This is a genomic window from Streptomyces sp. XY006, assembly GCF_002237655.1.
Lineage (GTDB): Bacteria > Actinomycetota > Actinomycetes > Streptomycetales > Streptomycetaceae > Streptomyces > Streptomyces levis.
Map to the genome: position 1 here is coordinate 352,356 of NZ_NOKT01000001.1, position 19,528 is coordinate 371,883.

Below are 19,528 nucleotides of genomic sequence, written 5' to 3' on the forward strand. Positions count from 1 at the left end.
GAACCAGCGTGAGTGTGACCCAGGACCTCTACGAACTCGGTGACGCGCCCGAGATCGGCACCGCCCCGAAGAAGATGTACGCCTCGCTCATCCGCCGTGAGCGCTACGGACAGCCCGTCGACGCCTTCCGCACCGAGGTGGTCGACGTCCCGCCCGTGGGGCGCGGCCAGGTCCTGGTGAAGGTGATGGCGGCCGGGATCAACTACAACAACGTCTGGGCGGCGCTCGGTGAGCCGCTCGACGTGATCGCCGCCCGGCAGAAGGCGGGCGCCGGCGAGGACTTCCACATCGGCGGCTCCGACCTGTCCGGGATCGTGTGGGCGGTCGGCGAGGACGTACGCGGGGTGAAGCTCGGCGACGAGGTCGTCGTCCTCGCCAACCGCTGGGACGAGAAGGCCGAGGACATCCGCCTCGGCGGCGACCCCACGTGGTCCACCAGCCAGCGCGTGTGGGGCTACGAGGAGAACTACGGCTCCTTCGCCCAGTTCGCGGTCGTCGACGACTACATGCTCCACCCCAAGCCCGCCCGGCTCTCCTGGGCGGAGGCCGCCTGCTACATGGCGACCGCCGCCACCGCCTACCGCCAGCTCTTCGGCTGGCCACCGCACACGGTGCGCCCCGGTGACCCGGTGCTCGTCTGGGGCGGTGCCGGCGGCCTCGGCTGCATCGCCATCCAGCTGGTCCGGCACGTCGGCGGCATCCCCGTCGCGGTCGTCTCCAGCGAGGAACGCGGCGAGTTCTGCCTCAAGCTGGGCGCCGAGGGCTACATCGACCGGCGGCGGTTCGACCACTGGGGGCGGCTGCCGGACACCTCCGACGAGGCCGCGATGGGCCGCTGGCTGTCCGGGGCCCGGGCCTTCGGGCGGGCCTTCTGGGAGGTGCTGGGCGAGCGCCGCAGCCCGCGCATCGTGCTGGAGCACTCCGGCGCCGACACCATCCCCACGTCCCTGTACCTGTGCGACAACGGCGGCATGGTCGTCCTGTGCGGCGGCACCACCGGCTACAACGGCGACGTCGACCTGCGCTTCCTGTGGATGCGGCAGAAGCGCCTGCAGGGCTCCCACGTCGCCACGGCCCGCGAGGCACGGGAGGTGACGCGACTGATCGACCAGGGAATCATCGATCCGTGCCTGTCCAAGACCTTCGATTTCGATGAGATCGGCCTGGCTCACCAGCTCATCCATGACAATAGGCACCCGGCGGGGAACATGGCCGCACGGGTGGGCGACCGGGGCTGATTCGCCTGCGCCCTGAGGGGTACCTGCGGCGGGGTACGACGCACGCGCACCTCCCGGAGGTACCCCATGGGCAAGCTGGGCGACATGATGAACAAGGCCAAGCAGATGGCCAAGGGCCACCCCGACCAGGCCGACAAGGGCGTCTCGGGCGCCGAGCGCATGGTCGACGAGCGCACGGGCAACAAGTACGACGCCAAGACCGACAAGGCGGCCGACGCGGTGCGGCGTTCCTACCGGGACGGCGGCACGCAGGGGCACTGACCCGAGCCCTCCTCCCGCCCCCGGTGCGGCGCACGCACCGGGGGCGGACCCGTATCCCTGGTCAGGCCCGTCCGCCCGCTCAGGCCCGTCCGCCTGCTCAGGCCCGGCCGACGACGTGGCTGAAGACGCCGGTGCCGACGCGCACGACCCGCACGGCCACCGCCTGAGCGGGATCGGCGCGCAGATGAATGCGCAGACCGCCCCCGCAGGGCGCAGCCCCCAGCTCCCGCAGACTTCCCTGCGCGCCGGGCAGGGCCTTCCACGCCGCCTCCTTGGCGGAGAACAGCTCCGTCACCGACCAGGCCGCGAGCAGCCCCTCCTCGTCCGCGCGCAGGACCAGCCGGGCCGCTTCGCGGGGGAGGGGCCGCAGCTCCAGGTCGCAGCCGAGCGGCTGGTCCCGGCCGGGGGCGCGGGCCACGGCGACGGCGATCCCCGCGCTGTGCGAGATCGACGCGGCGCTGCCCGGCGGGAACACCGGCAGGCGCCCCACCCGGGGGATGTCACCGCAGTCCAGCCCCACCGCGCGCAGGGCCCGGCGGGCGGCCCGCCGGCCGGCCAGGAACTCCAGCCGCCGCCACGACGGCATCGACGCCGCGGCGGCGGCCTCGCCGGGCCCGGCCGGCTCCGCACACGGTTCCGAGACGGCCGCGACACCGAGCCCGAGCCCGGCGGCGGCCACGAGTGAACGCAGCACGGCCGTGTCACTCCCCGCCATGAACCGTGGCTCTCCGCGGTGACGGTCCTGCCCCGCGAGCTCCACGTCGCCCTGTCCCGTCCACGCGGGCTCCCGGTCGTGGACCCCGGTCTCCACAGCCTCCCGGTCGTGGACCCTGGGCTCCTTGGCCTCCCGGGCCACTGACGCGGGCCCTTCACAGGCCCGGGCCGGCCACGACGCAGTCGTCGTGGCCGGCCCGGGATGCGTGGGGCGCTCGGTCCTCACCGTCCGCCGTCGCACGCGCTCACGCCCGCAGCAGCTTCTTGATGATCTTCCCGGCGGGATTGCGCGGCACCTGCTCGATGAACTCCACCCGGCGCGGCCGCTTGTACGGCGCGAGCAGCCCCGCGACATGGGCGAGCAGCTCCGCGGTACCCGGCTGCGCACCCTCCTCCAGGGCGACGTAGGCCAGCGGCACCTCGCCGTAGTCCTCGTCGGGCATGCCGACGACCGCCGCGTCCCGGACCGCCGGGTGGGTCATGAGGGCGCGCTCGATCTCCGAGGGGTAGACGTTCTGGCCCGCGCGGATGATCACGTCCTTGGTGCGGTCCACCAGGCTGATGCGGCCCTCGTCGTCCATGAAGCCGAGGTCGCCCGTCCTGATCCAGCCGTCGCGGGTGATCTCGCGGGTGGCCTCCGGGTCGTTCCAGTAGCCCTGCATCACGCCCGGCCCGCGCACCACGATCTCGCCGATCTCGCCCGGCGGCAGCTCCCGCCCGGCCCCGTCCACGGCACGGGCGGACATGCCCGGCACGACCCGCCCGCACGGGATGCGGGCGGTGACGTCCCCGGGCGCGGGGTGCTCGTCCGGACCGAGCGTGACGAACGGGCCGCCCACCTCGGTCATGCCGTACACCTGCCGGAAGCCGCACCCGAGCCGTTCGACCGCGTCGGCGTAGACGTCGAGCGGCATGGGAGCGGCCCCGTACAGGACCTCCCGCAGGGTGGACAGATCGGTGTGCCGGGACGCCTTCGCCTGGAGCATGAAGCGCAGCATCTGCGGCACCAGCCACATGTGCGTGGCGCGGTGCCGCTCCACCGCCGACAGCGCCCGCTGCGGGGTGAACCCGGGCATCAGCACGACCGTCGCGCCGGCCGCCAGGTAGGTCAGGGACACGACCATGCTGCCGTGGTACAGCGGGCAGCAGTTGACCATGACGATGTCGTCGGTGGGGCGGGCCATCACCAGCCAGCCGAGGGCGATCGCGCGGAACGACGCGCTGTCGACCGTCACGCCCTTGGCCTGCCCGGTGGTCGCCGAGGTGTGCAGCACGGCGATGGGGTCCGTGTCGGCGACGTCCGGCAGCTCCCGTTCGGCCGCCAGGGTGCCCAGCGCCGCGAAGGCGGGCTTGTCGAAGGCCAGCCGGAGGCGCACCGAGGCCGGCAGGCCGGTGTGCCGGTCCAGCAGTTCGGACTCGCCGAGGACGGCCACCGCGCCGACGCGCTCGACGATCCCGGCGACCTCGGGCTCGGCCAGGCTGTGGTTCAGCGGCACGAACAGGGCACCGAGCCGGGCCAGCGCGAAGTAGCTCTCCAGGACCTCGATCCGGTCCTTGGACAGCACGGCCACCCGGTCACCCCGCTCGATGCCCAATTCAGCCAGCCCGTGGGCCAGTTGCAGCGTACGGTCGTGCAGTTCGGCCCAGGTGACGCTGCGCTCCTCGTCCACCAGCGCGGTCCGGCCGGGATGGCACTGGCGGTTGCGCTCCAGCAGCTGCGTCAGCCACATCACGCACCGCCGCTCGCGCCGGCGCCCGCGCGCTCGGCCACGAAACGCTCGTAGTCGCCGATCGTGCGCAGCTCCTCCATGTCCTCGGCGGTGATCTCGACACCGAGCCGCTGCTCGACCAGGAGGACGAGACGCACCAGGTCCCCGGAGTCGATGCCGCTGGCGGCCAGGTCGGCGTCGTCGCCGATCCGGTCGGCGTACTCGGCCGTGCCGGTGAGTTCGACCAGCAACTCCCTGATGGTGCTCATGGTTTCCCCTTTCGCCTCGGCGTGCCGGCCGCCGCGGTCTACGACTGTCACCTCCTCAAGAGGCGGCTGAATCCGGCGGCACTCCCCGGGCCGTCCCGTGAGCTTTGTCACGCGCCCGAACCTCGCCCGGCGGGGATAGCCGGGCCGCGGCCCCGGCCTCTTACCGCAACGAAGCAACCCGCTCCGCCCGGCGCCCCGCGCGGGCGGTTCTCGAACCGAGGGAGTGATGTGCGTGCCCAGGCAGCCGGTACGGGTCCGGGCGGCGGGACGGTGCCCGCAGCACGGCACCGCCACGACGGCCGGCCAAGGCCCGGGGGGGTGCCCGGTGACCACGTCGACCACCACCGCCACCGCGGACGCCGAAACCGCCGCGGACGAGGACGAGCTGCTCGCACGTTTCGACGCGCTCATCGCCGGCGGCGAGACGATCGAACCGCGCGACTGGATGCCCGACGGCTACCGCCGCATGCTGGTCCGTCAGATCGCCCAGCACGCCCACTCCGAGATCATCGGCATGCAGCCCGAGGGCGCCTGGCTCACCCGCGCCCCGTCCCTGCACCGCAAGTCGGTCCTGCTCGCCAAGGTGCAGGACGAGGCCGGCCACGGTCTGTACCTGTACTCCGCGGCCGAGACACTCGGCGTGGACCGCGCCGACCTGCTGGACGCCCTGCACCAGGGCCGCCAGCGCGCCTCGGCCACCTTCAACCATCCCGCGCTGACCTGGGCGGACACCGGTGCCATCGCCTGGCTGACGGACGGCGCCGCCGTCATCAACCAGGCCCCCCTGTGCCGCACCTCCTACGGGCCCTACGCGCGGGCGATGCGCCGCGTCTGCCAGGAGGAGGCCTTCCATGTGCGGCAGGGCTACGACCTGATGCGCGCCCTGTGCGAGGGGACGCCGGAGCAGAAGGAGATGGCGCAGGACGCGGTGGACCGCTGGTGGCTGCCGGCGGTGGCGCTGATGTTCGGACCGCCCGACACCGAGGCGGGCGGCGCCGACGCGCGGACCGCCGCGCTGGGAGCCGCCGTGTCCCGCCGCGCGATGGCCTGGGGCATCAAGCGCCACACCAACGACGAACTGCGCCAGCGTTTCGTCGACACCTGCGTCCCGCAGGCCGAGCGCCTCGGCCTGACGCTGCCCGACCCGGCGATCCGCTGGAACGAGGAACGCGGCCACTACGACTTCACACCCGTCGACTGGGACACCTACCGCCGGGCCCTGGGCGACGAGACCCACTGGGCGCGACAGCGCCTCGCGAACCGTCGGGCCGCGCACGAGGACGGCGCCTGGGTCAGGGAGGCCGCCGTCGCGTACGCCGCGAGGACGGACGAGCCGCGCGGAGCAGACGCGTGAGCGCGGCACGGGAGGGCGCGCCGGCGTCCTGGGAGGTGTTCCTGCGGGCTCGCAGGGGCCTGGCCCACCAGCACGTCGGTTCGGTGCGCGCCGCCGGCCCGGACGCCGCACTGGCCGCCGCCCGCGACCTGTACACGCGCCGGGGCGAACCCCTGTCGCTGTGGGTGGTCCGCTCCGACGCCGTGCACACGGCCTCCCCGGACGAACGCGACCCGTACTTCGCCGGCGCCCGCCACAAGCCGTACCGCTACCCGGAGCACTACGCGCCGCTGACCGAGAAAGGCCCCGAAGGTGAGCACCACGAGTGAGGTCGCCGCGGTGCGTCCCGGCACCCCGCCGGGCGAACCGCCGTCCGCCGCCGATCCCGACCTGGCCCGGCACCTGACGCGCCTCGGCGACGACGCCCTCGTCCTCGGGCAGCGGCTGTGCCAGTGGATCACCCGCGCGCCGACCATCGACGAGGACCTGGCCCTGTCCAACGTCGCCCTCGACCTGATCGGGCACGCCCGCGTGCTGCTCACGCGCGCCGGCCGCCTCGACGGAACCGGCCGCACCGAGGACGACTTCGCCTACGCGCGTTCGGAGCGCGAGTTCACCAACGCCCTGCTGACCGAACTCCCCAACGGGGACTTCGCCGTGACGGTGGCCCGGCAACTCGCCTACACCCACTACGCCGTCCTCTACTACGAGACCCTCGCGCACTGCGCCGACCCCGAACTCGCGGCGTTCGGCGTCCGGGCCGCCAAGGAGGTCGCCTTCCACCGGCTGCACGCCGACCGCTGGACGGTGACGCTGGGCCGCGGCACCGCCGAGAGCGCGCGCCGCATGCGGCACGCCCTGGAGCGGGTCTGGCCCTACACCGGCGAACTCTTCGAGGAGGACGACGTGCTGCGCCGCCTGGCCGCGTCCGGCGCCGTGCCCTCACCGGCGCCGCTGCGCGACACCTGGCTCGGGCGGGTCACCGAGGTCGTCACCGAGGCGGGACTCGCCGTGCCCGCTCCCACCTGGTCGGCCACCGGCGGCCGCTCGGGCCTGCACACCGAGGAGTTCGGGCCGCTCATCGCCGAACTGCAGTCCGTGCGGCGGCAGTTCCCCGGAGGCACCTGGTGACCGGGCCCGTACCGGCCACGGCCCGCCGCTCCGCCGAGGAGGTGCGCGAGCGGGTGGCCGCGCTCCCGGACCCCGAACTGCCGATGATCGGCCTCGGCGACCTCGGCGTGGTGGGCTCCGTCGCCCCCGCCGCGGACGGCGTCCTGGAGGTGGAGATCACGCCCACCTACCTGGGCTGCCCCGCGCTGCCCGAGATCACCGCCGCGGTGCGGGAGGTCCTGACCGCCTGCGGACACCCCGACGGACGCGTCCGGCACGTCCTCACGCCCCCCTGGACGACGGACCGCATCACCGCCGAAGGGCGCCGCGCACTCGCCGCGCACGGCATCGCCCCACCCGTGACCCCGGCCCCCGAAAGCCCGGTCCCCGTCGCACTGGGCGCCGTGCCCTGCCCGCACTGCGGCTCACGGGCCACCCGGCCGCACAGCGCCTTCGGACCGTCCCGCTGCCAGTCGGTGCTGTGGTGCACGGCGTGCCGCGAGCCCTTCCCCCACCTGACCGCGCTGTGAGGCACACCGTGGACACCACCCCGCCCGCCCTCCTCGACGAGGCACCGGCCGGCCCGCCCCGCCGCACCGGCTGGCACCCGCTCGACGTCACCGAGGTCCGTCACCTGAGCGCCGACACGGTCGCCGTCACCCTGCACGTGCCCACCGAGCTGCGCGACGCCTTCGCCCACGAGCCCGGCCAGCACGTCGTCGTCCGGCACCGCCCGGCCGGCACCGAACTGCGCCGCAGCTACTCGATCTGCCCGCCGCCGCACACCCCCGCGGCGCTCCGACTGGTGATCAAACGGTCCGGCCCCGGCGGCTTCGGCGAACACGCCACCACCCGCCTCGCGCCAGGTGCCCGCCTCGAACTCTCCCCGCCCACCGGCACCTTCGCGCTGCCGCAGCTGCCGGGCGCCCACCACGTCCTGCTCGCGGGCGGCACCGGCATCACCCCCCTGGCACCGATGGCCGCCCACGTGCTGCGCCGCGACCCCGCCTGCCGCGTCAGCCTCGTCCACTCGGTCCGCACCTCCGCCGACGCCGTGCTGGCCGATGAACTGGCGGCCGTCAAGGACGAGTTCGTCGACCGTCTCACCGTCCTGTACGTGCTGACCCGGGAGGACCGGGGGAGCGGGAACGGTCCGCTCGCACGGCGGCTGGACGCGTCCGGGCTGCGCCGGGTGCTCACGGCCGTGGACGCCCGGCCGGGCCCGGACACCACGTTCGCCCTGTGCGGACCGCCCGGCCTCGTCGCGACCGCGCGGCACGTCCTGGCCGGTCTGGGAGCGGATCCCTCCCTCGTCCGCTGGGAGTTGTTCACCGCCGACGGCACGCGGCCACGGACGCCCGAGCCGGCCGGCCGGGCACCGGGGGCGGGGGAGTACCGGGTCACGGCCCTGCTCGACGGGCGCCGCCGGGCCGCCACCGTCCTGCCGCACGACCCGGTCCTGCTCGACGCACTGCTGCGCAGCCACCCCGACGTGCCGTACGCCTGCCGGGAGGGCGTGTGCGGCAGCTGCCGCGCGAAGATCCTGTCCGGTCAGGTGGCGGCGGACGGCCAGCACGCCCTGGACGAACGCGACCGCGCCGCCGGCTACACACTCGTCTGCCGCGCCCGGCCCCGCACCCCCGAGGTCACCCTCGACTTCGACGCCTGACCCGCCCCCCCGGGATCCGCACGCCAACCCACCCCTCAGTGAAGGAGACCCACGATGACCGCCACCGCCCGCCACGCGGGGAAGACCGCCCTGGTCACCGGAGGCAGCCGGGGCATCGGCAGAGCCATCAGCCACCGCCTCGCCCGCGAGGGCGCCCTCGTGGCCGTCCACTACGGCCACGACCTGACGGCGGCCGAGCGGACCGTCAAGGAGATCCAGGCCGAGGGCGGCCGCGCCTTCCCCGTACACGCCGAACTCGGCGTCACCGGCGACGCCGACACCCTGTGGTCCGCCTTCGACGAGGCCCTCGCGCAGCAGGACGCACCGGCGGGCCTGGACATCCTCGTCAACAACGCGGGCATCACCGTCCCCCGCCCGATCGCCCAGGTGACCGAGGCCGACTACGACCGCGTCTTCGCCATCAACACCAAGGCGCCTTTCTTCATCATCCAGCGCGGCCTCGACCGCCTGCGGGACGGCGGCAGGATCGTCAACATCTCCTCCGTCGCGACCCGCGTCGCCTTCCCGGCGATCGTCTCCTACACCATGACCAAGGCCGCCCTGGACTACCTCACCCTCTCCTTGGCCCAGGAACTGGGCCCCCGGGGCATCACCGTCAACGCCGTCGCACCCGGTTACACCGAGACGGAGATCAACCCCACCCTCGCCGTCCCGGAGATCCGCCGCCGCTACTCCGAGGCCTCGACGTTCGGCCGGCTCGGCGACCCGGTGGACATCGCGGACGTCGTCTCCTTCGTCGCGAGCGACGACGCCCGCTGGGTGACCGGCCAGTGGATCGACGCCTCCGGTGGCGCCCACCTCGGTGTGTGACCCGTACGCACCCCTAGGAGAAGTGATGAACGACCGCACGACCACGCTCGACGGGCCGGCGGCAAACGACGCCCTGACCCGCCCCTTCGAGGGGGCCAGTCCCTACGACACTTATGTGCACGCGTCCGTCCTCAACACGCTGCAGCACCCGCTCACCGAGGCCCCCGACGAGATGGGGTTCCTCGTCACCACCCAGGTGATGGAGCTGTGGTTCACCCTGATCGTGCACGAGTGGCGCACGGCCAAGGTGGCCTTCGCCAAGGACGACCTGCCCGCGGCCATGGACGCGCTCGTACGCAGCCGCCGCGCGCTGACCGCCCTGGGCGGCGCCTGGGCGCCCATCGCGGCCCTGACCCCGGCCCAGTTCAACGGCTTCCGGGCCGCGTTCGGCCGGGCCTCGGGCTTCCAGTCGGCGATGTACCGGCACATGGAATTCCTCCTCGGCGACAAGTCCGCCGGGCTGCTGCGCGCCCACCGCGGCGACCCGGCCGTCCACGAGGCGCTCGCCGAGACCTACCGCGAACCGTCCCTGTACGACGAGGTGCTGGCCCACCTCCACCGCCAGGGCCTGCCCGTCCCGCGCCACGTCCGCGAACGGGACGTGACCAGCCCCTACGACAGCGACCCCGGCGTGGTGGAGACCTGGCGGCACGTCTACGCCGGACCCCAGCACCATCCGCACCTCGCCCTGGGCGAACTGCTCACCGACATCGCCGAGCTCGTCACCCGCTGGCGGTTCGAGCACGTCCTGGTGGTCCGCCGTGCCATGGGAGCCAAGCCGGGCAGCGCCGGATCCGCCGGGCTGGCCTGGCTGGAACAGCGCGCGGCCCGGCCGGTCTTCCCCGAGCTGTGGGAGGTGCGCGGTGACGTCTAGGACGATCTCCGCCTTCGCGGCCGAGGAGGAGCAGCGGGTCCTGAGCCTGAAGCCGGTCCTGGCCCCGGTGCACGGCCGCTACGGGGACCACCCCCACCAGTCCTACGACGCCTGGCCGTCCGAGGACCCCGGTGCCCCGCTGGTGATCCTGCTGCACGGCGGCTACTGGCGCTACGACCGGATGCATCTGACCCCGTTCGCGGCCTGGCTCTCCACGCAGGGGTTCCACGTGCTGCTCCCCGGCTTCCGCCGGTCCGGCGGCGCGGGCGGCTATCCCGAGACCTTCGACGACATCGCCCGGATCGTCGACACCCTGCCCGAGGGGCGGCCCTACGTCCTGGCGGGCCACTGCTCCGGCGGGCACCTGGCCCTGTGGTGCGCCGCCCGGGGCCTGCTGCCGCCCGGCTCCCGCTGGCACACCCGCACCCTGCCGACGAGCGTGCTCGCCCTCGCTCCGATCACCGACCTCACCGCGACCCGCCGCGACCGGCTCAGCAACGACGCCGCCCTGCAACTCCTGGGCGGTGAGGAGCGGTTCGCCGCACACCTGGCGGAGGTCGACCCCCTCACCCTGCTGCGCGACGCCGGCACCACCGGCGTCCCCACCGTGCTGCTGCACGGGGCCGCCGACGAGGAGGTCCCGCTCACCCAGTTCAGCGACTACGCGGCCGTGCACCGGGACCTCAGGACGGTCGTCCTGCCCGGCACCGGCCACTACACCCTCATCGAACCCGGAGCCCCCGGCGCCCGCGCGGTCGCCGACACCCTCCGGGACATGGCGGCCGCCTTCACCCCGGCGCAGGCCGGCCGCGCGGGCGAGGAGGCCGCACACCGATGACCACCGCACTCTCCGCGACCGCCGCCCTGCACGAGCGGGCGGCACAGCTCGACAGCGACGACGCCCTGGCCGGCCTGCGCGCACGCTTCCTGCTCCCGCCGGACGTCGTGTACCTCGACGGCAACTCCCTGGGCCCGCTGCCCGCCGCCGTGCCGGCGGCCCTGGACGACGTCGTCCGGCGCCAGTGGGCCACCGGACTCATCGGCTCCTGGAACGCGGCCGGCTGGTGGGAGGCACCGCTGCGCGTGGGCGACGCCATCGGCAGGCTCATCGGGGCCGAGCCGGGGCAGACCCTCGCGGGCGACTCCACCAGCGTGCAGTTGTTCACCGCGCTCGACGCCGCAGCCGCCCTCCGGCCGGACCGCCCGCTGCTGGTCACCGACCCCGGGCACTTCCCGACCGACCGCTACCTCGCCGAGGCCGTCGCCCGCCGCCGCGACCTGGAGGTACGGCACGTCCCCCCGGCGGAGCTCCCGCGCTTCCTCGCCGCCGAGGGCGAGCGGGTCGCCGTCGTCAGCTACTCGCCCGTCGACTTCCGCACCGGCGAGCTGTACGACATGCGGGCGACGACCCGGGCCGCCCACGACGCCGGGGCTCTCGCCCTGTGGGACCTGTGCCACGCCGCCGGCGCCCTGCCCCTGGACGTCGACGCCCTCGGTGTGGACCTGGCGGTGGGGTGCGGCTACAAGTTCCTCTCCGGCGGCCCCGGCGCCCCCGCCTTCCTCTACGTGGCCCGGCGCCACCACGCCGCGCTGGAGACGCCGTTGCCCGGCTGGACCGGCCACGCGGATCCGTTCGGCCTGTCCCGGACCTATACGCCGGCCCCCGGCATCGCCCGCGCCCGCATCGGCACCCCGCCGATCCTGTCCCTGCTCGCCCTCGAAGCGGCCCTCACCGCCTTCGACGGGGTCGACCTGGCCCAGGTCCGCGCCAAGAGCCTGTCGTTGACGGGCTTCTTCCTGCGCTGCGCGGACGAGCTCCTGGCCCCGCTGGGCTTCAGCAGTGTCACCCCGGCCGACCCCGGCCGCCGCGGCAGTCAGGTCACCCTGCGCCACGCCCACGCGCGCGGTCTGGCCGTCGCCCTCGCGGAGCGCGGCGTCATCGCCGACATGCGCGCCCCCGACCTCCTCCGCTTCGGCGTCAACGCCCTCTTCACCAGCCACCGGGACATGCTCACCGCTGCGTCGCGCCTGCACGACCTCACCCGGGAGGCCGCCTACGATCCCGCACCGCCCACGGAGGGTCCGGTGACCTGACCGGGCCGAAGCCGGGCGAGTCTCCCTCAGCCGCTGCCCTCGTCCGTCAGAAGCGCGGTGGCGACCACGTCGAAGAGGTGATCGGCGCGTGGCGTGAGCGAGGGCTGGTCGCCGAGCCAGGCCAGCATGGCCACCAGTGCGAACAGGTCGGCACCGTCGAGGTCGCCGCGCGCCACGCCCGCGGCCTGGGCGCGCCTGAGGAGCCGCGCCCCGGCCGCGCGCAGGGTGGCGCACGAGGCGTGGAGCGCGGACTCCGTGTCCTCGATGGCGGCGGCCATCAGCACGGTCGCCCCCCGGTACTCGGTCGTCCACCCGACGCAGTCGCGAAGCCACGCGACGAGAGCGTCCCCGGGCGCCTCGGACGTCTCCAACTCCTCTGCCCTGGCGGTCAGTTCGTCGAAGCCGGTGCGCAGCAGCGCGTCGAGCAGGGCCTCGCGCGTCGGGAAGTGCCGCAGTAGCGTGGCCAGGCCGACGTCCGCCCGGCGGGCGATGTCGCGCAGGGACACCTCGACGCCCTGTTCGCTGATGGCGGCGCCCGCTACGGCGAGCAGGTGTTCACGGTTCTTCCTGGCGTCGGCCCGCATCCGTCCCTGTCCCTCTTGCTATCCGGATCAGTGGTCCATATATTCGGATCAGTGGTCCGTTTTTCCGGATCGCTGATCCGCTTCAGCGTATCCCCTGACGGGGGGCAGGAGAAGACGATGCCGACACACACGATGAGGGCGGTCCGGCTCCACGAGTACGGCGGCCCCGAGGTCCTGCGCTTCGAAGAGGCGCCGATCCCAAGCCCGGGGCCGGGCGAAGTGCTCGTACGGGTGCACGCCGCCGGCGTCAATCCCCCGGACTGGTACCTGCGCGACGGGCTGACCACGATGCCCGGGGAGACGGAGTCGACCGTCACGCTGCCGGTGATCCCGGGAACCGACGTGTCGGGTGTCGTCGAAGCCGTCGCCCCGGACGTGGACGGGCTCGACGTGGGCGACGAGGTCTTCGGACTGCTGCGGTTCCCGAGCTTCGACGGCCGCGGCTACGCCGAGTACGTGGCGGCGCCCGCGTCGGACCTCGCCCGCAAGCCGGCCGGCGTCGACCACGTGCACGCCGCCGGTGCTCCCATGGCCGGGCTGACGGCCTGGCAGTTCCTGATCGAGGTCGGGCACGACCACCCGTCACCCTTCCAGGAGGCGCCGCACCGCCCCGCGGCGCTGAACGAGGACACGACGGTGCTCGTCAACGGCGCCGCCGGGGGAGTGGGGCACTTCGCGGTGCAGCTGGCCAAGTGGAAGGGCGCGCGCGTCGTCGCGGTGGCGTCCGGGGCGCACGCGTCCTTCCTGGACGGACTGGGCGCCGACCGTTTCATCGACTACACCAGGGACCGCCCCGAGAAACTCGTGCGCGACGTCGACGTCGTACTCGACACGGTCGGCGGCCCCGGCAGCAAGGCCCTGCTGCGCACGCTCAAGCGGGGCGGGTCCCACTTCCCCGTGTTCCCCGGGGAGTTCGACGCCGCGGAACTCGCGAGGCTGGGCGTCACGGTGTCGAGCGCCCAGGTCCGCTCCAACGGCGCCCAGCTCGCCGAACTGGGCCGTCTGCTCGAAGCGGGCACGGTGCGCGTCGGCATCGACAGCACCTTCCCCCTCGCCGAGGCGCGCGCGGCACACGAACGCGCCGCCCGAGGACACATCCAGGGCAAGATCGTCCTCACGGCCGTCTGAGAACGCGTCGCAGATGCCCGGGGCCGGCGGTTCGACGCTGTCGATCAACGCGAAACGACACCTGAGGCGAACCGCGGGAACAGCGGTCGACGTCCCGTCGCCGAGTACGCCGCCGGTCCGGTCAGCGCCCCACGGGATCGCCCTCGGCGCCGTCGTCCCGGCCGCGCAGTGTCATGTGGCCGCCGTGCTGGAGCGCTGTGTCCAGGCGCAGACGGGCCGCCTCGTGTCCCGTCTCCGCGTCGACGAGGTGCACCTCGCCGTGACCGCCCCGGGTCACGGCGATCCAGTCGGAGCCCGGTGAGGCGGCCACCGCCCGGCGCTGGACGCCCTCCCAGGGCGTGCCGCCGCGGCGGGGAGCGCCGTCCATGGCCGGCAGGGGCACGCGGCGAACGGTGTCGTCCGCGTCGAGGAGGACGAGTTCGTCGCCGTCGGGGTGGATGCGGGTGAAGGCCGTGTGGCGCCGGGCGAAGGCCAGCCGGAAGACCAGTCCGGGACCGAGTTCCGTGCGATGGGTGCGGTCCGTCCCCAGGTCGTGACGCCAGGCCTGGTTGGTCCACTCCGGCCACCGCAGTGGGTCCGGGTCGCCGCCCCGCAGCGTGCTCCACAGCGTCTGCCTGCGCGTGTCGAGCCGGAGGTACCAGCCCCGGGCGGGCGCGCCCCAGGGTATGGCCGCCTCCGCCGCGAGCGCGTCGCCCTCCCTGCGCGCCCGGTGCACACCCTCGCCCGTGGCCGCGAACACGACTTCCGCGCCCGGTGCCTGGGCGTCCCCGTGTCCGTCGTCCGGCAATGGCAGGAGTTGGCGGGGCGTGGCGGGAGGGCAGCCGGGCGGAGCCGAGAGAAGGTCGGCGAAGCGGTGGACGGCCAACGCGCCGGGTTCCCGGTGCCGCAGCACGACCAGCGGGTCGCCGCCGCCCAGCACCGTCACGCCCGGTTCGCCGACGCGCGTGCGGACCCGCGCGGCCTCTCCGGTGGCCAGGTCCACGACCGTGAGCAGGTCCGACCACGGCACGCCGTTCTTGCCCAGGCCCGTGGTCACGGCCAGCCGGCGCCCCGACGGATCGCAGGCCAGGTGCTCGGCCGGCACGGCGACCGGCACTGCGCGTTCGACGAACTCCTCGGTGTAGGGGTCGAGGACCAGCAGTTCCCCTCGGCGGTCGTCGACGCAGGCCACCCGCCCTCCCGGCAGCGCCAGGAACCCGGCGTGCTCGGAGAGGTGACGGCCGGTGAGGCGCCCGACGACGGCGCCGTCCGGCACGGTCAGGGCGAGAACGGATCCCTCCACATGGTCGGAGACGAACAGAACGGGCGGGGCAGCGGGCATGAGGTCCTCCGGAAACCGAGATAATGAAAACGATTATCATGTATGTTCGGTGCGTTCCCGGTACCTGAAAGAAGCGAGGACATCGATGCTGGGCTCACCGTCGAGACGCGTTCGCAGCTGGCTCACCGCAGTGGCGGTGGGCTCGCTCCTGGCCGGCTGCGGATCGTCCGCGGAAGAACCCGCGGGCGACCAGGCCAAGCCCGCGGCGACGACGGACGTGACCGTCGAACCCATCAAGGCGTCCAAGGAGTTGACCGACACCAACGGCGTCAAGGTCTCCCTGAAGAAACAACCCGAGCGGATCGTCTGCCTGTTCGCCCTGTGCGACGACATCCTGACCGAACTGGGCATCGTGCCGGCGGCCACCAACAGCACGCTGCTCGCCCACCCGGACTTCCTGGGGGAGAAGAAGTCGAAAGAGGTCGACGTCATCCCCGGCGGCTTCATCGCCCCGGAGGTGGAGGCGATCCTCTCCCACAAGCCCGACCTCGTGATCGGCCTGGGCGACACCCACGGCAAGCTCGCCCCGGCCCTCAAGGGCGCCACCACCTTCTGGCCCATGCAGCCCGAGACGTGGGAGGACAGCGTGGGATACCTGCGCGACGTCGCCGCGCTCACCGGGCGCACCGCCGAGGGCGAGAAGGCCGAGAGGACCTTCCGGACGAAGCTCGCCGCGGCCGAGAAGACCCCGAGTGACAAGACCGCGCTCGTCATCTACGGCAGCGACGAGAACTTCGGCGTCGCGACCCCGGAAGGAGACGTGGCCGCCAGCCTGTTCCCCAAGATCGCCGACTACCCGTGGAAGTCCCGTGGTGTGGAGGGCAGTTACAGCCTCGAGGAGATCCTCGCCCAGGGCGTCGACGTGCTGTTCGTCGAGACGATGAGCTTCGGCGACGCGGACGGCAAGCTGTCGGAGAAGCTCGCCGAGAACCCGCTCTGGAGCAAGATCCCGGCCGTCGAGAACGGTGACGTCCACGAGGTCGACCCAGAGGTGTGGGCCAAGGGGCGCGGCACCCGTTCGCTGGGCATCGTCCTCGACGAGGCCACGGCCGCGCTGCGGTGAGCCGGCACACGGTGCGCCCGGTGCCCCTCCCGCCGTCCGCCGCGGCCGGGGACACCGCGGCGGACGGACGGCGGCCGTCGCCCGGTGCGCGCAGGGGGCAACCACTGCTGGTGGTCGTCCTCCTGGCCGTCTCGTCGGTCTGCGCGCTCAGCCTCGGCACTCCCTACGTCCCCCCGCACCGGCTGGTCGCCGCCCTGCTGGACGGGGACACCACCCTGGCCGGGATCGTCGTGAGCGAACTGCGCGTCCCCCGCCTGCTGTTGGCGCTCGTCGCCGGAGCCTGTCTGGGGGCGGCGGGACTGGTGCTCCAGGAGGCGCTGCGCAATCCCCTGGCCGTGCCGGAGATGCTGGGCGTGTCGTCCGGGGCCGCGCTGGGGGTGGCCGCGCCGCTGGTGCTGGCCCTCTCGCTGCCCGCCGCCGTCCAGCCGCTGCTTGCCATCGCAGGGGCCGTGCTCGGCGGCGGACTCACGCTGCTCGTCGCCGGGTTCGGCCGCAGTCCGTCCGCCGTGCTCCTGACCGGGGCGGCGGTGGCGGCCGCGTTGCAGGCGGCGCTGCTCGTGCTGATGGTGATGGCCGACCAGCTCGACCTCCAGCTCATCTACCGCTACCTGCTCGGCTCCCTCTCCGCCCGGACCTGGGACGACGTGACGGGCCTGTGGCCGTGGCTGCTCGTCGCGGTGCCCGCACTCGTGCTGTGCGCGCCGGTGCTGTCGGTGCTGCGGCTGGGAGACGAGGACGCGGAGGCGCTGGGCGTGCGCGCGCACCGAGCCCGGCTGGCCGCGCTGGCCATCGCCGTGGTGCTGATCGCCCCGGTGACCGCCGTGTGCGGACCCGTGGCGTGGGTGGGTTTCCTCGCCCCGCACCTGAGCCGTTGGTTCGCTCCCGCGGCCGGGGCGGTGCGCTGGCTCCCCTGGTCCGCGGCCTGGGGCGCGGTCGTGGTCATGGCCGCCGATGTCCCGGCCCGGCTGGCGCTGGCCCCCGTGGAGACACCGGCCGGTGCGTGGACGGCCCTGCTGGGGGTGCCGGCCGGCGTGGCACTGATGCGGTCGGGCAGCCGACGCCGGCCGCTCCGGCGCGGACCGTTCGCGCCGGCCGCGGCGCACGCGCCGCTGCCCGGGCCGCGTGAGACGCCTCGCGATGCGGCGGACGACGTACCCGGCACCGCGACTTCGCATCACGCCCACCGGAGCGCCCCCGGTCGCGACGTTCCCCCCTCGTCCCCGCGCGATGCTCCGCCCTCCTCACCGCGCGGCGCTCCGCTCGCGTCCCCCCACAGGACCACCACCACGGAGGACACCCCGTGACCCGGCGTTTCACCCTCCTCGCCGTACTGGCCCTCGTGTGCGCCGCCGTGGAGGTGGTGGCCGGGCGCGGCATGTCCCCGGGGGCGGCCTGGGACGTCCTCAACGGCGGGGGTGACGCGACGCAGCGCCACATCCTGTTCCAACTGCGCCTGCCCAGGCTCCTGGTGGCCCTCGGCGCCGGGGCCTGCCTGGCCGTGGCCGGGCTGGTGCTGCAGTCCGCCCTGCGCAATCCCCTGGCCGGGCCGGAGGTGACGGGCGTGACCCCCGGTGCGGTGCTCGGCGCCGTCACCGCGACCGCCCTGGGACTCGCCGGCTGGGACTCGCCCCTGGCCGTGGTCCTCGCCGCGTGCGCGGGCGGGTGTGCCGGAGCGGCGCTGCTGTGGCTGCTGGCCGGCCGCGGCCGCGGTGATCCCGCCCAGACGGCCGTCCACGGGGTGCTGGTCTCGGCGGTGCTCGGCGGGCTCACCGCCATGGTGCTGCTCGTGGAGCCCGGCGAACTCGGCAGCGTCGTGCAGTGGCTGGTGGGCACCACGGAGGGCCGGGTCTGGCAGCACTGGCACTTGTTGTGGCCGTGGGCGCTTCTCTGGGGAGTCGCCGCCTGGCTGCTGGCCGGGCCGCTGACCCTGCTGCGCTGCGGGGACGACATCGCCCTCGCCGCGGGCCTGGCCGTACGCCGGGCCCGGACCCTGGCCCTGCTGTGCGCGGTGGCCCTGACCGCGGGCGCCGTGGCCGCCGTGGGCGCGCTGGGCTTCGTCGGGCTGCTCGTCCCGCACCTGGCCCTGGCCGTCTTCGGCGCGGATCTGCGCAGGAGCCTCCCCGGCGCCGCCCTGACGGGCGCGGTGGTGGTGTGCGGGGCCGACGCGGCCGCGCAGCTGGCCTCGCGGCTGCCGGCGGCGGTGCTGGACTCGGGCCGCCTCACGCTGCCGGTCGGGGCGCTGGCCGCCTGCCTGGGCGCCGCGCTGCTGCTGGTCGTCGTGCGCCGCACGCCGGGCCGTACGTTCTGAAGTCGACTGAAGGACAGAGCATGACCGAGTCCGTAGGGATCCACGTCGAGAAGGTCCGCTTCGGCTACCCCGGACGGCCCGTACTGCGAGGCGTCGACCTGACCGTCCGCCCGGGTGAGTTGACCGCCCTCATCGGCCTGAACGGCTGCGGCAAGTCGACCCTGCTGCGGCTGGCCGCCGGGTTGCTGCGGCCCGACGAGGGGCGCGTGCTGCTCGGCGGGGACGACCTCGCGCGGCTCTCCCGACGCGCGACGGCGCGCAGGGTCGCCCTGCTGCACCAGTCCGCCCCGGCCGTCCCGGGTATGACGGTGCGTCACCTCGTACGTCAGGGGCGGTACGCGGCACGGGGCCCGCTGGGCATGCTGCGTGAGGGCGACGATCCCGTGGTGCTCCGGGCGTTGCGGGACGTCGGCGTGGAGGACTGGGCCGACCGTGACGTGGACGCGCTGTCCGGTGGCGAACGGCAACGCGTCCGGCTCGCCATGGCGCTCGCCCAGGACACCCGCGTCCTGCTGCTGGACGAACCGACCACGTACCTCGATCTGCACCACCAGCTCGACGTGTTGCAGACCGTGGTCCGCCTGCGCGAGGAACGCGGGCTCACCGTGGTGATGGTGCTGCACGACCTGGCTCACGCCGCCCGGTTCGCCGAACGCATCGTCGCCCTGCGCGACGGCCTGGTGGTGGCCGACGGGCCTCCGCAGGAGGTCGTGACCCCGCGGTTGCTGGCGGACGTGCTGAAGGTGGCCGGCCGGGTCGGCCGGGACCCCGAGGGGGGCTGGCCCGTGTGTTATCCAGATCACCCTCTGGCCGCACTTGAATATGAAAATCAGATTCATTAGGTTGAGTGCAGGCGCTCAACCGAACGCCGCATCTCCCTGCTGATGAAGGAGAGTTCATGGACAACGAGCAGGTCTTCGCACCGATCGCCGACCCGGGTCAGCTGGCCCACGACTCGGCTTCCCACTCCAACGCGCTCGTGGAGAACCCCTTCGAGGACACCGAGGAGTAAGCCAGGGCCT

The 19,528-nt window shown here is 73.9% G+C and carries 22 protein-coding genes; 17 read left to right on the forward strand and 5 right to left on the reverse strand.

Annotation, left to right across the window (positions count from 1 at the left end; translation table 11 throughout):
- Positions 1-8 precede the first annotated feature (8 nt).
- Both ccrA and CHR28_RS01575 read left to right on the forward strand, forming a co-directional pair.
- A complete protein-coding gene (gene ccrA, locus CHR28_RS01570; protein WP_094051561.1) occupies positions 9-1,238 on the forward strand; it encodes a crotonyl-CoA carboxylase/reductase in 1,230 nt (409 codons plus the stop codon).
- Positions 1,239-1,304: 66 nt separating this feature from the next.
- Positions 1,305-1,499 (forward strand): antitoxin, encoded by a 195-nt coding sequence (locus tag CHR28_RS01575; protein ID WP_094051562.1) that lies wholly within the window; start codon positions 1,305-1,307, stop codon positions 1,497-1,499.
- A 97-nt stretch (positions 1,500-1,596) separates the two neighbouring features.
- Here CHR28_RS01575 and CHR28_RS01580 read toward each other — a convergent pair whose 3' ends face one another.
- From CHR28_RS01580 to CHR28_RS01590, 3 genes are all read right to left on the reverse strand, one after another.
- Positions 1,597-2,193 carry an enterobactin synthetase gene (locus tag CHR28_RS01580; protein ID WP_256984061.1) on the reverse strand — a complete coding sequence of 199 codons (597 nt, stop codon included), beginning with the start codon at positions 2,191-2,193 and terminating at the stop codon, positions 1,597-1,599.
- A 265-nt stretch (positions 2,194-2,458) separates the two neighbouring features.
- Positions 2,459-3,943, reverse strand: coding sequence for a class I adenylate-forming enzyme family protein (locus tag CHR28_RS01585; RefSeq protein ID WP_094051563.1), 1,485 nt, complete (start codon positions 3,941-3,943; stop codon positions 2,459-2,461).
- Positions 3,943-4,191, reverse strand: a complete 249-nt coding sequence (locus tag CHR28_RS01590; RefSeq protein WP_094051564.1) for an acyl carrier protein — start codon at positions 4,189-4,191, stop codon at positions 3,943-3,945. The genes CHR28_RS01585 and CHR28_RS01590 overlap by 1 nt, the downstream gene beginning before the upstream one ends.
- 325 nt (positions 4,192-4,516) lie before the next feature.
- On the opposite strand from CHR28_RS01590, the gene paaA reads away from it, so the two are divergent.
- The 9 genes from paaA to CHR28_RS01635 are packed head-to-tail and all read left to right on the forward strand — an operon-like array spanning position 4,517 to position 12,102.
- On the forward strand, positions 4,517-5,545 hold the full coding sequence (gene paaA / locus CHR28_RS01595) for a 1,2-phenylacetyl-CoA epoxidase subunit PaaA (protein ID WP_094051565.1): 1,029 nt from the start codon (positions 4,517-4,519) through the stop codon (positions 5,543-5,545).
- Positions 5,542-5,853: a 1,2-phenylacetyl-CoA epoxidase subunit PaaB gene (gene paaB, locus CHR28_RS01600; protein WP_085572033.1), complete on the forward strand. Its 312-nt coding sequence runs from the start codon at positions 5,542-5,544 to the stop codon at positions 5,851-5,853. The genes paaA and paaB overlap by 4 nt, the downstream gene beginning before the upstream one ends.
- Before the next feature lie 10 nt (positions 5,854-5,863).
- Positions 5,864-6,655 carry a 1,2-phenylacetyl-CoA epoxidase subunit PaaC gene (paaC, locus tag CHR28_RS01605; RefSeq protein WP_094051761.1) on the forward strand — a complete coding sequence of 264 codons (792 nt, stop codon included), beginning with the start codon at positions 5,864-5,866 and terminating at the stop codon, positions 6,653-6,655.
- Positions 6,649-7,164 (forward strand): 1,2-phenylacetyl-CoA epoxidase subunit PaaD, encoded by a 516-nt coding sequence (gene paaD, locus CHR28_RS01610; RefSeq protein WP_373453313.1) that lies wholly within the window; start codon positions 6,649-6,651, stop codon positions 7,162-7,164. The genes paaC and paaD overlap by 7 nt, the downstream gene beginning before the upstream one ends.
- Before the next feature lie 8 nt (positions 7,165-7,172).
- Positions 7,173-8,303, forward strand: coding sequence for a 2Fe-2S iron-sulfur cluster-binding protein (locus CHR28_RS01615; RefSeq protein WP_179272277.1), 1,131 nt, complete (start codon positions 7,173-7,175; stop codon positions 8,301-8,303).
- Between the two features lie 54 nt (positions 8,304-8,357).
- A complete protein-coding gene (locus tag CHR28_RS01620; RefSeq protein WP_094051567.1) occupies positions 8,358-9,134 on the forward strand; it encodes an SDR family oxidoreductase in 777 nt (258 codons plus the stop codon).
- Between the two features lie 25 nt (positions 9,135-9,159).
- Complete coding sequence (locus CHR28_RS01625) at positions 9,160-10,008, forward strand: tryptophan 2,3-dioxygenase (protein WP_094051568.1); 849 nt, start codon at positions 9,160-9,162, stop codon at positions 10,006-10,008.
- The gene (locus CHR28_RS01630) at positions 9,998-10,846 is read left to right on the forward strand and encodes an alpha/beta hydrolase family protein (RefSeq protein WP_094051569.1); all 849 of its coding nucleotides are present in this window, start codon (positions 9,998-10,000) and stop codon (positions 10,844-10,846) included. Before CHR28_RS01625 ends, CHR28_RS01630 begins: the two co-directional genes overlap by 11 nt.
- Positions 10,843-12,102 carry a kynureninase gene (locus tag CHR28_RS01635; RefSeq protein WP_094051570.1) on the forward strand — a complete coding sequence of 420 codons (1,260 nt, stop codon included), beginning with the start codon at positions 10,843-10,845 and terminating at the stop codon, positions 12,100-12,102. The genes CHR28_RS01630 and CHR28_RS01635 overlap by 4 nt, the downstream gene beginning before the upstream one ends.
- Positions 12,103-12,128: 26 nt before the next feature.
- Here CHR28_RS01635 and CHR28_RS01640 read toward each other — a convergent pair whose 3' ends face one another.
- Positions 12,129-12,686, reverse strand: a complete 558-nt coding sequence (locus CHR28_RS01640; protein ID WP_094051571.1) for a TetR/AcrR family transcriptional regulator — start codon at positions 12,684-12,686, stop codon at positions 12,129-12,131.
- 117 nt (positions 12,687-12,803) lie between these two features.
- Between CHR28_RS01640 and CHR28_RS01645 the strand changes: the two genes are divergently transcribed.
- Positions 12,804-13,814: an NADP-dependent oxidoreductase gene (locus tag CHR28_RS01645; RefSeq protein ID WP_179272278.1), complete on the forward strand. Its 1,011-nt coding sequence runs from the start codon at positions 12,804-12,806 to the stop codon at positions 13,812-13,814.
- Positions 13,815-13,935: 121 nt separating this feature from the next.
- On the opposite strand, the gene CHR28_RS01650 is transcribed toward CHR28_RS01645, so the two are convergent.
- Positions 13,936-15,135 (reverse strand): hypothetical protein, encoded by a 1,200-nt coding sequence (locus tag CHR28_RS01650; protein WP_094051572.1) that lies wholly within the window; start codon positions 15,133-15,135, stop codon positions 13,936-13,938.
- 85 nt (positions 15,136-15,220) lie between these two features.
- On the opposite strand from CHR28_RS01650, the gene CHR28_RS01655 reads away from it, so the two are divergent.
- The 5 genes from CHR28_RS01655 (at position 15,221) to amiA (ending at position 19,518) form a co-directional block, all read left to right on the forward strand.
- Entirely contained in the window at positions 15,221-16,198 is a 978-nt protein-coding gene (locus CHR28_RS01655; RefSeq protein WP_094051573.1) for an ABC transporter substrate-binding protein, read from the forward strand.
- 110 nt (positions 16,199-16,308) lie between these two features.
- Positions 16,309-17,502, forward strand: coding sequence for a FecCD family ABC transporter permease (locus CHR28_RS01660; protein WP_373453314.1), 1,194 nt, complete (start codon positions 16,309-16,311; stop codon positions 17,500-17,502).
- On the forward strand, positions 17,499-18,506 hold the full coding sequence (locus CHR28_RS01665; RefSeq protein WP_094051574.1) for a FecCD family ABC transporter permease: 1,008 nt from the start codon (positions 17,499-17,501) through the stop codon (positions 18,504-18,506). Before CHR28_RS01660 ends, CHR28_RS01665 begins: the two co-directional genes overlap by 4 nt.
- Positions 18,507-18,526: 20 nt before the next feature.
- The gene (locus CHR28_RS01670; RefSeq protein ID WP_094051575.1) at positions 18,527-19,348 is read left to right on the forward strand and encodes an ABC transporter ATP-binding protein; all 822 of its coding nucleotides are present in this window, start codon (positions 18,527-18,529) and stop codon (positions 19,346-19,348) included.
- Positions 19,349-19,404: 56 nt separating this feature from the next.
- Entirely contained in the window at positions 19,405-19,518 is a 114-nt protein-coding gene (amiA, locus tag CHR28_RS38085; protein ID WP_241270818.1) for a streptamidine family RiPP, read from the forward strand.
- Positions 19,519-19,528 lie beyond the last annotated feature (10 nt).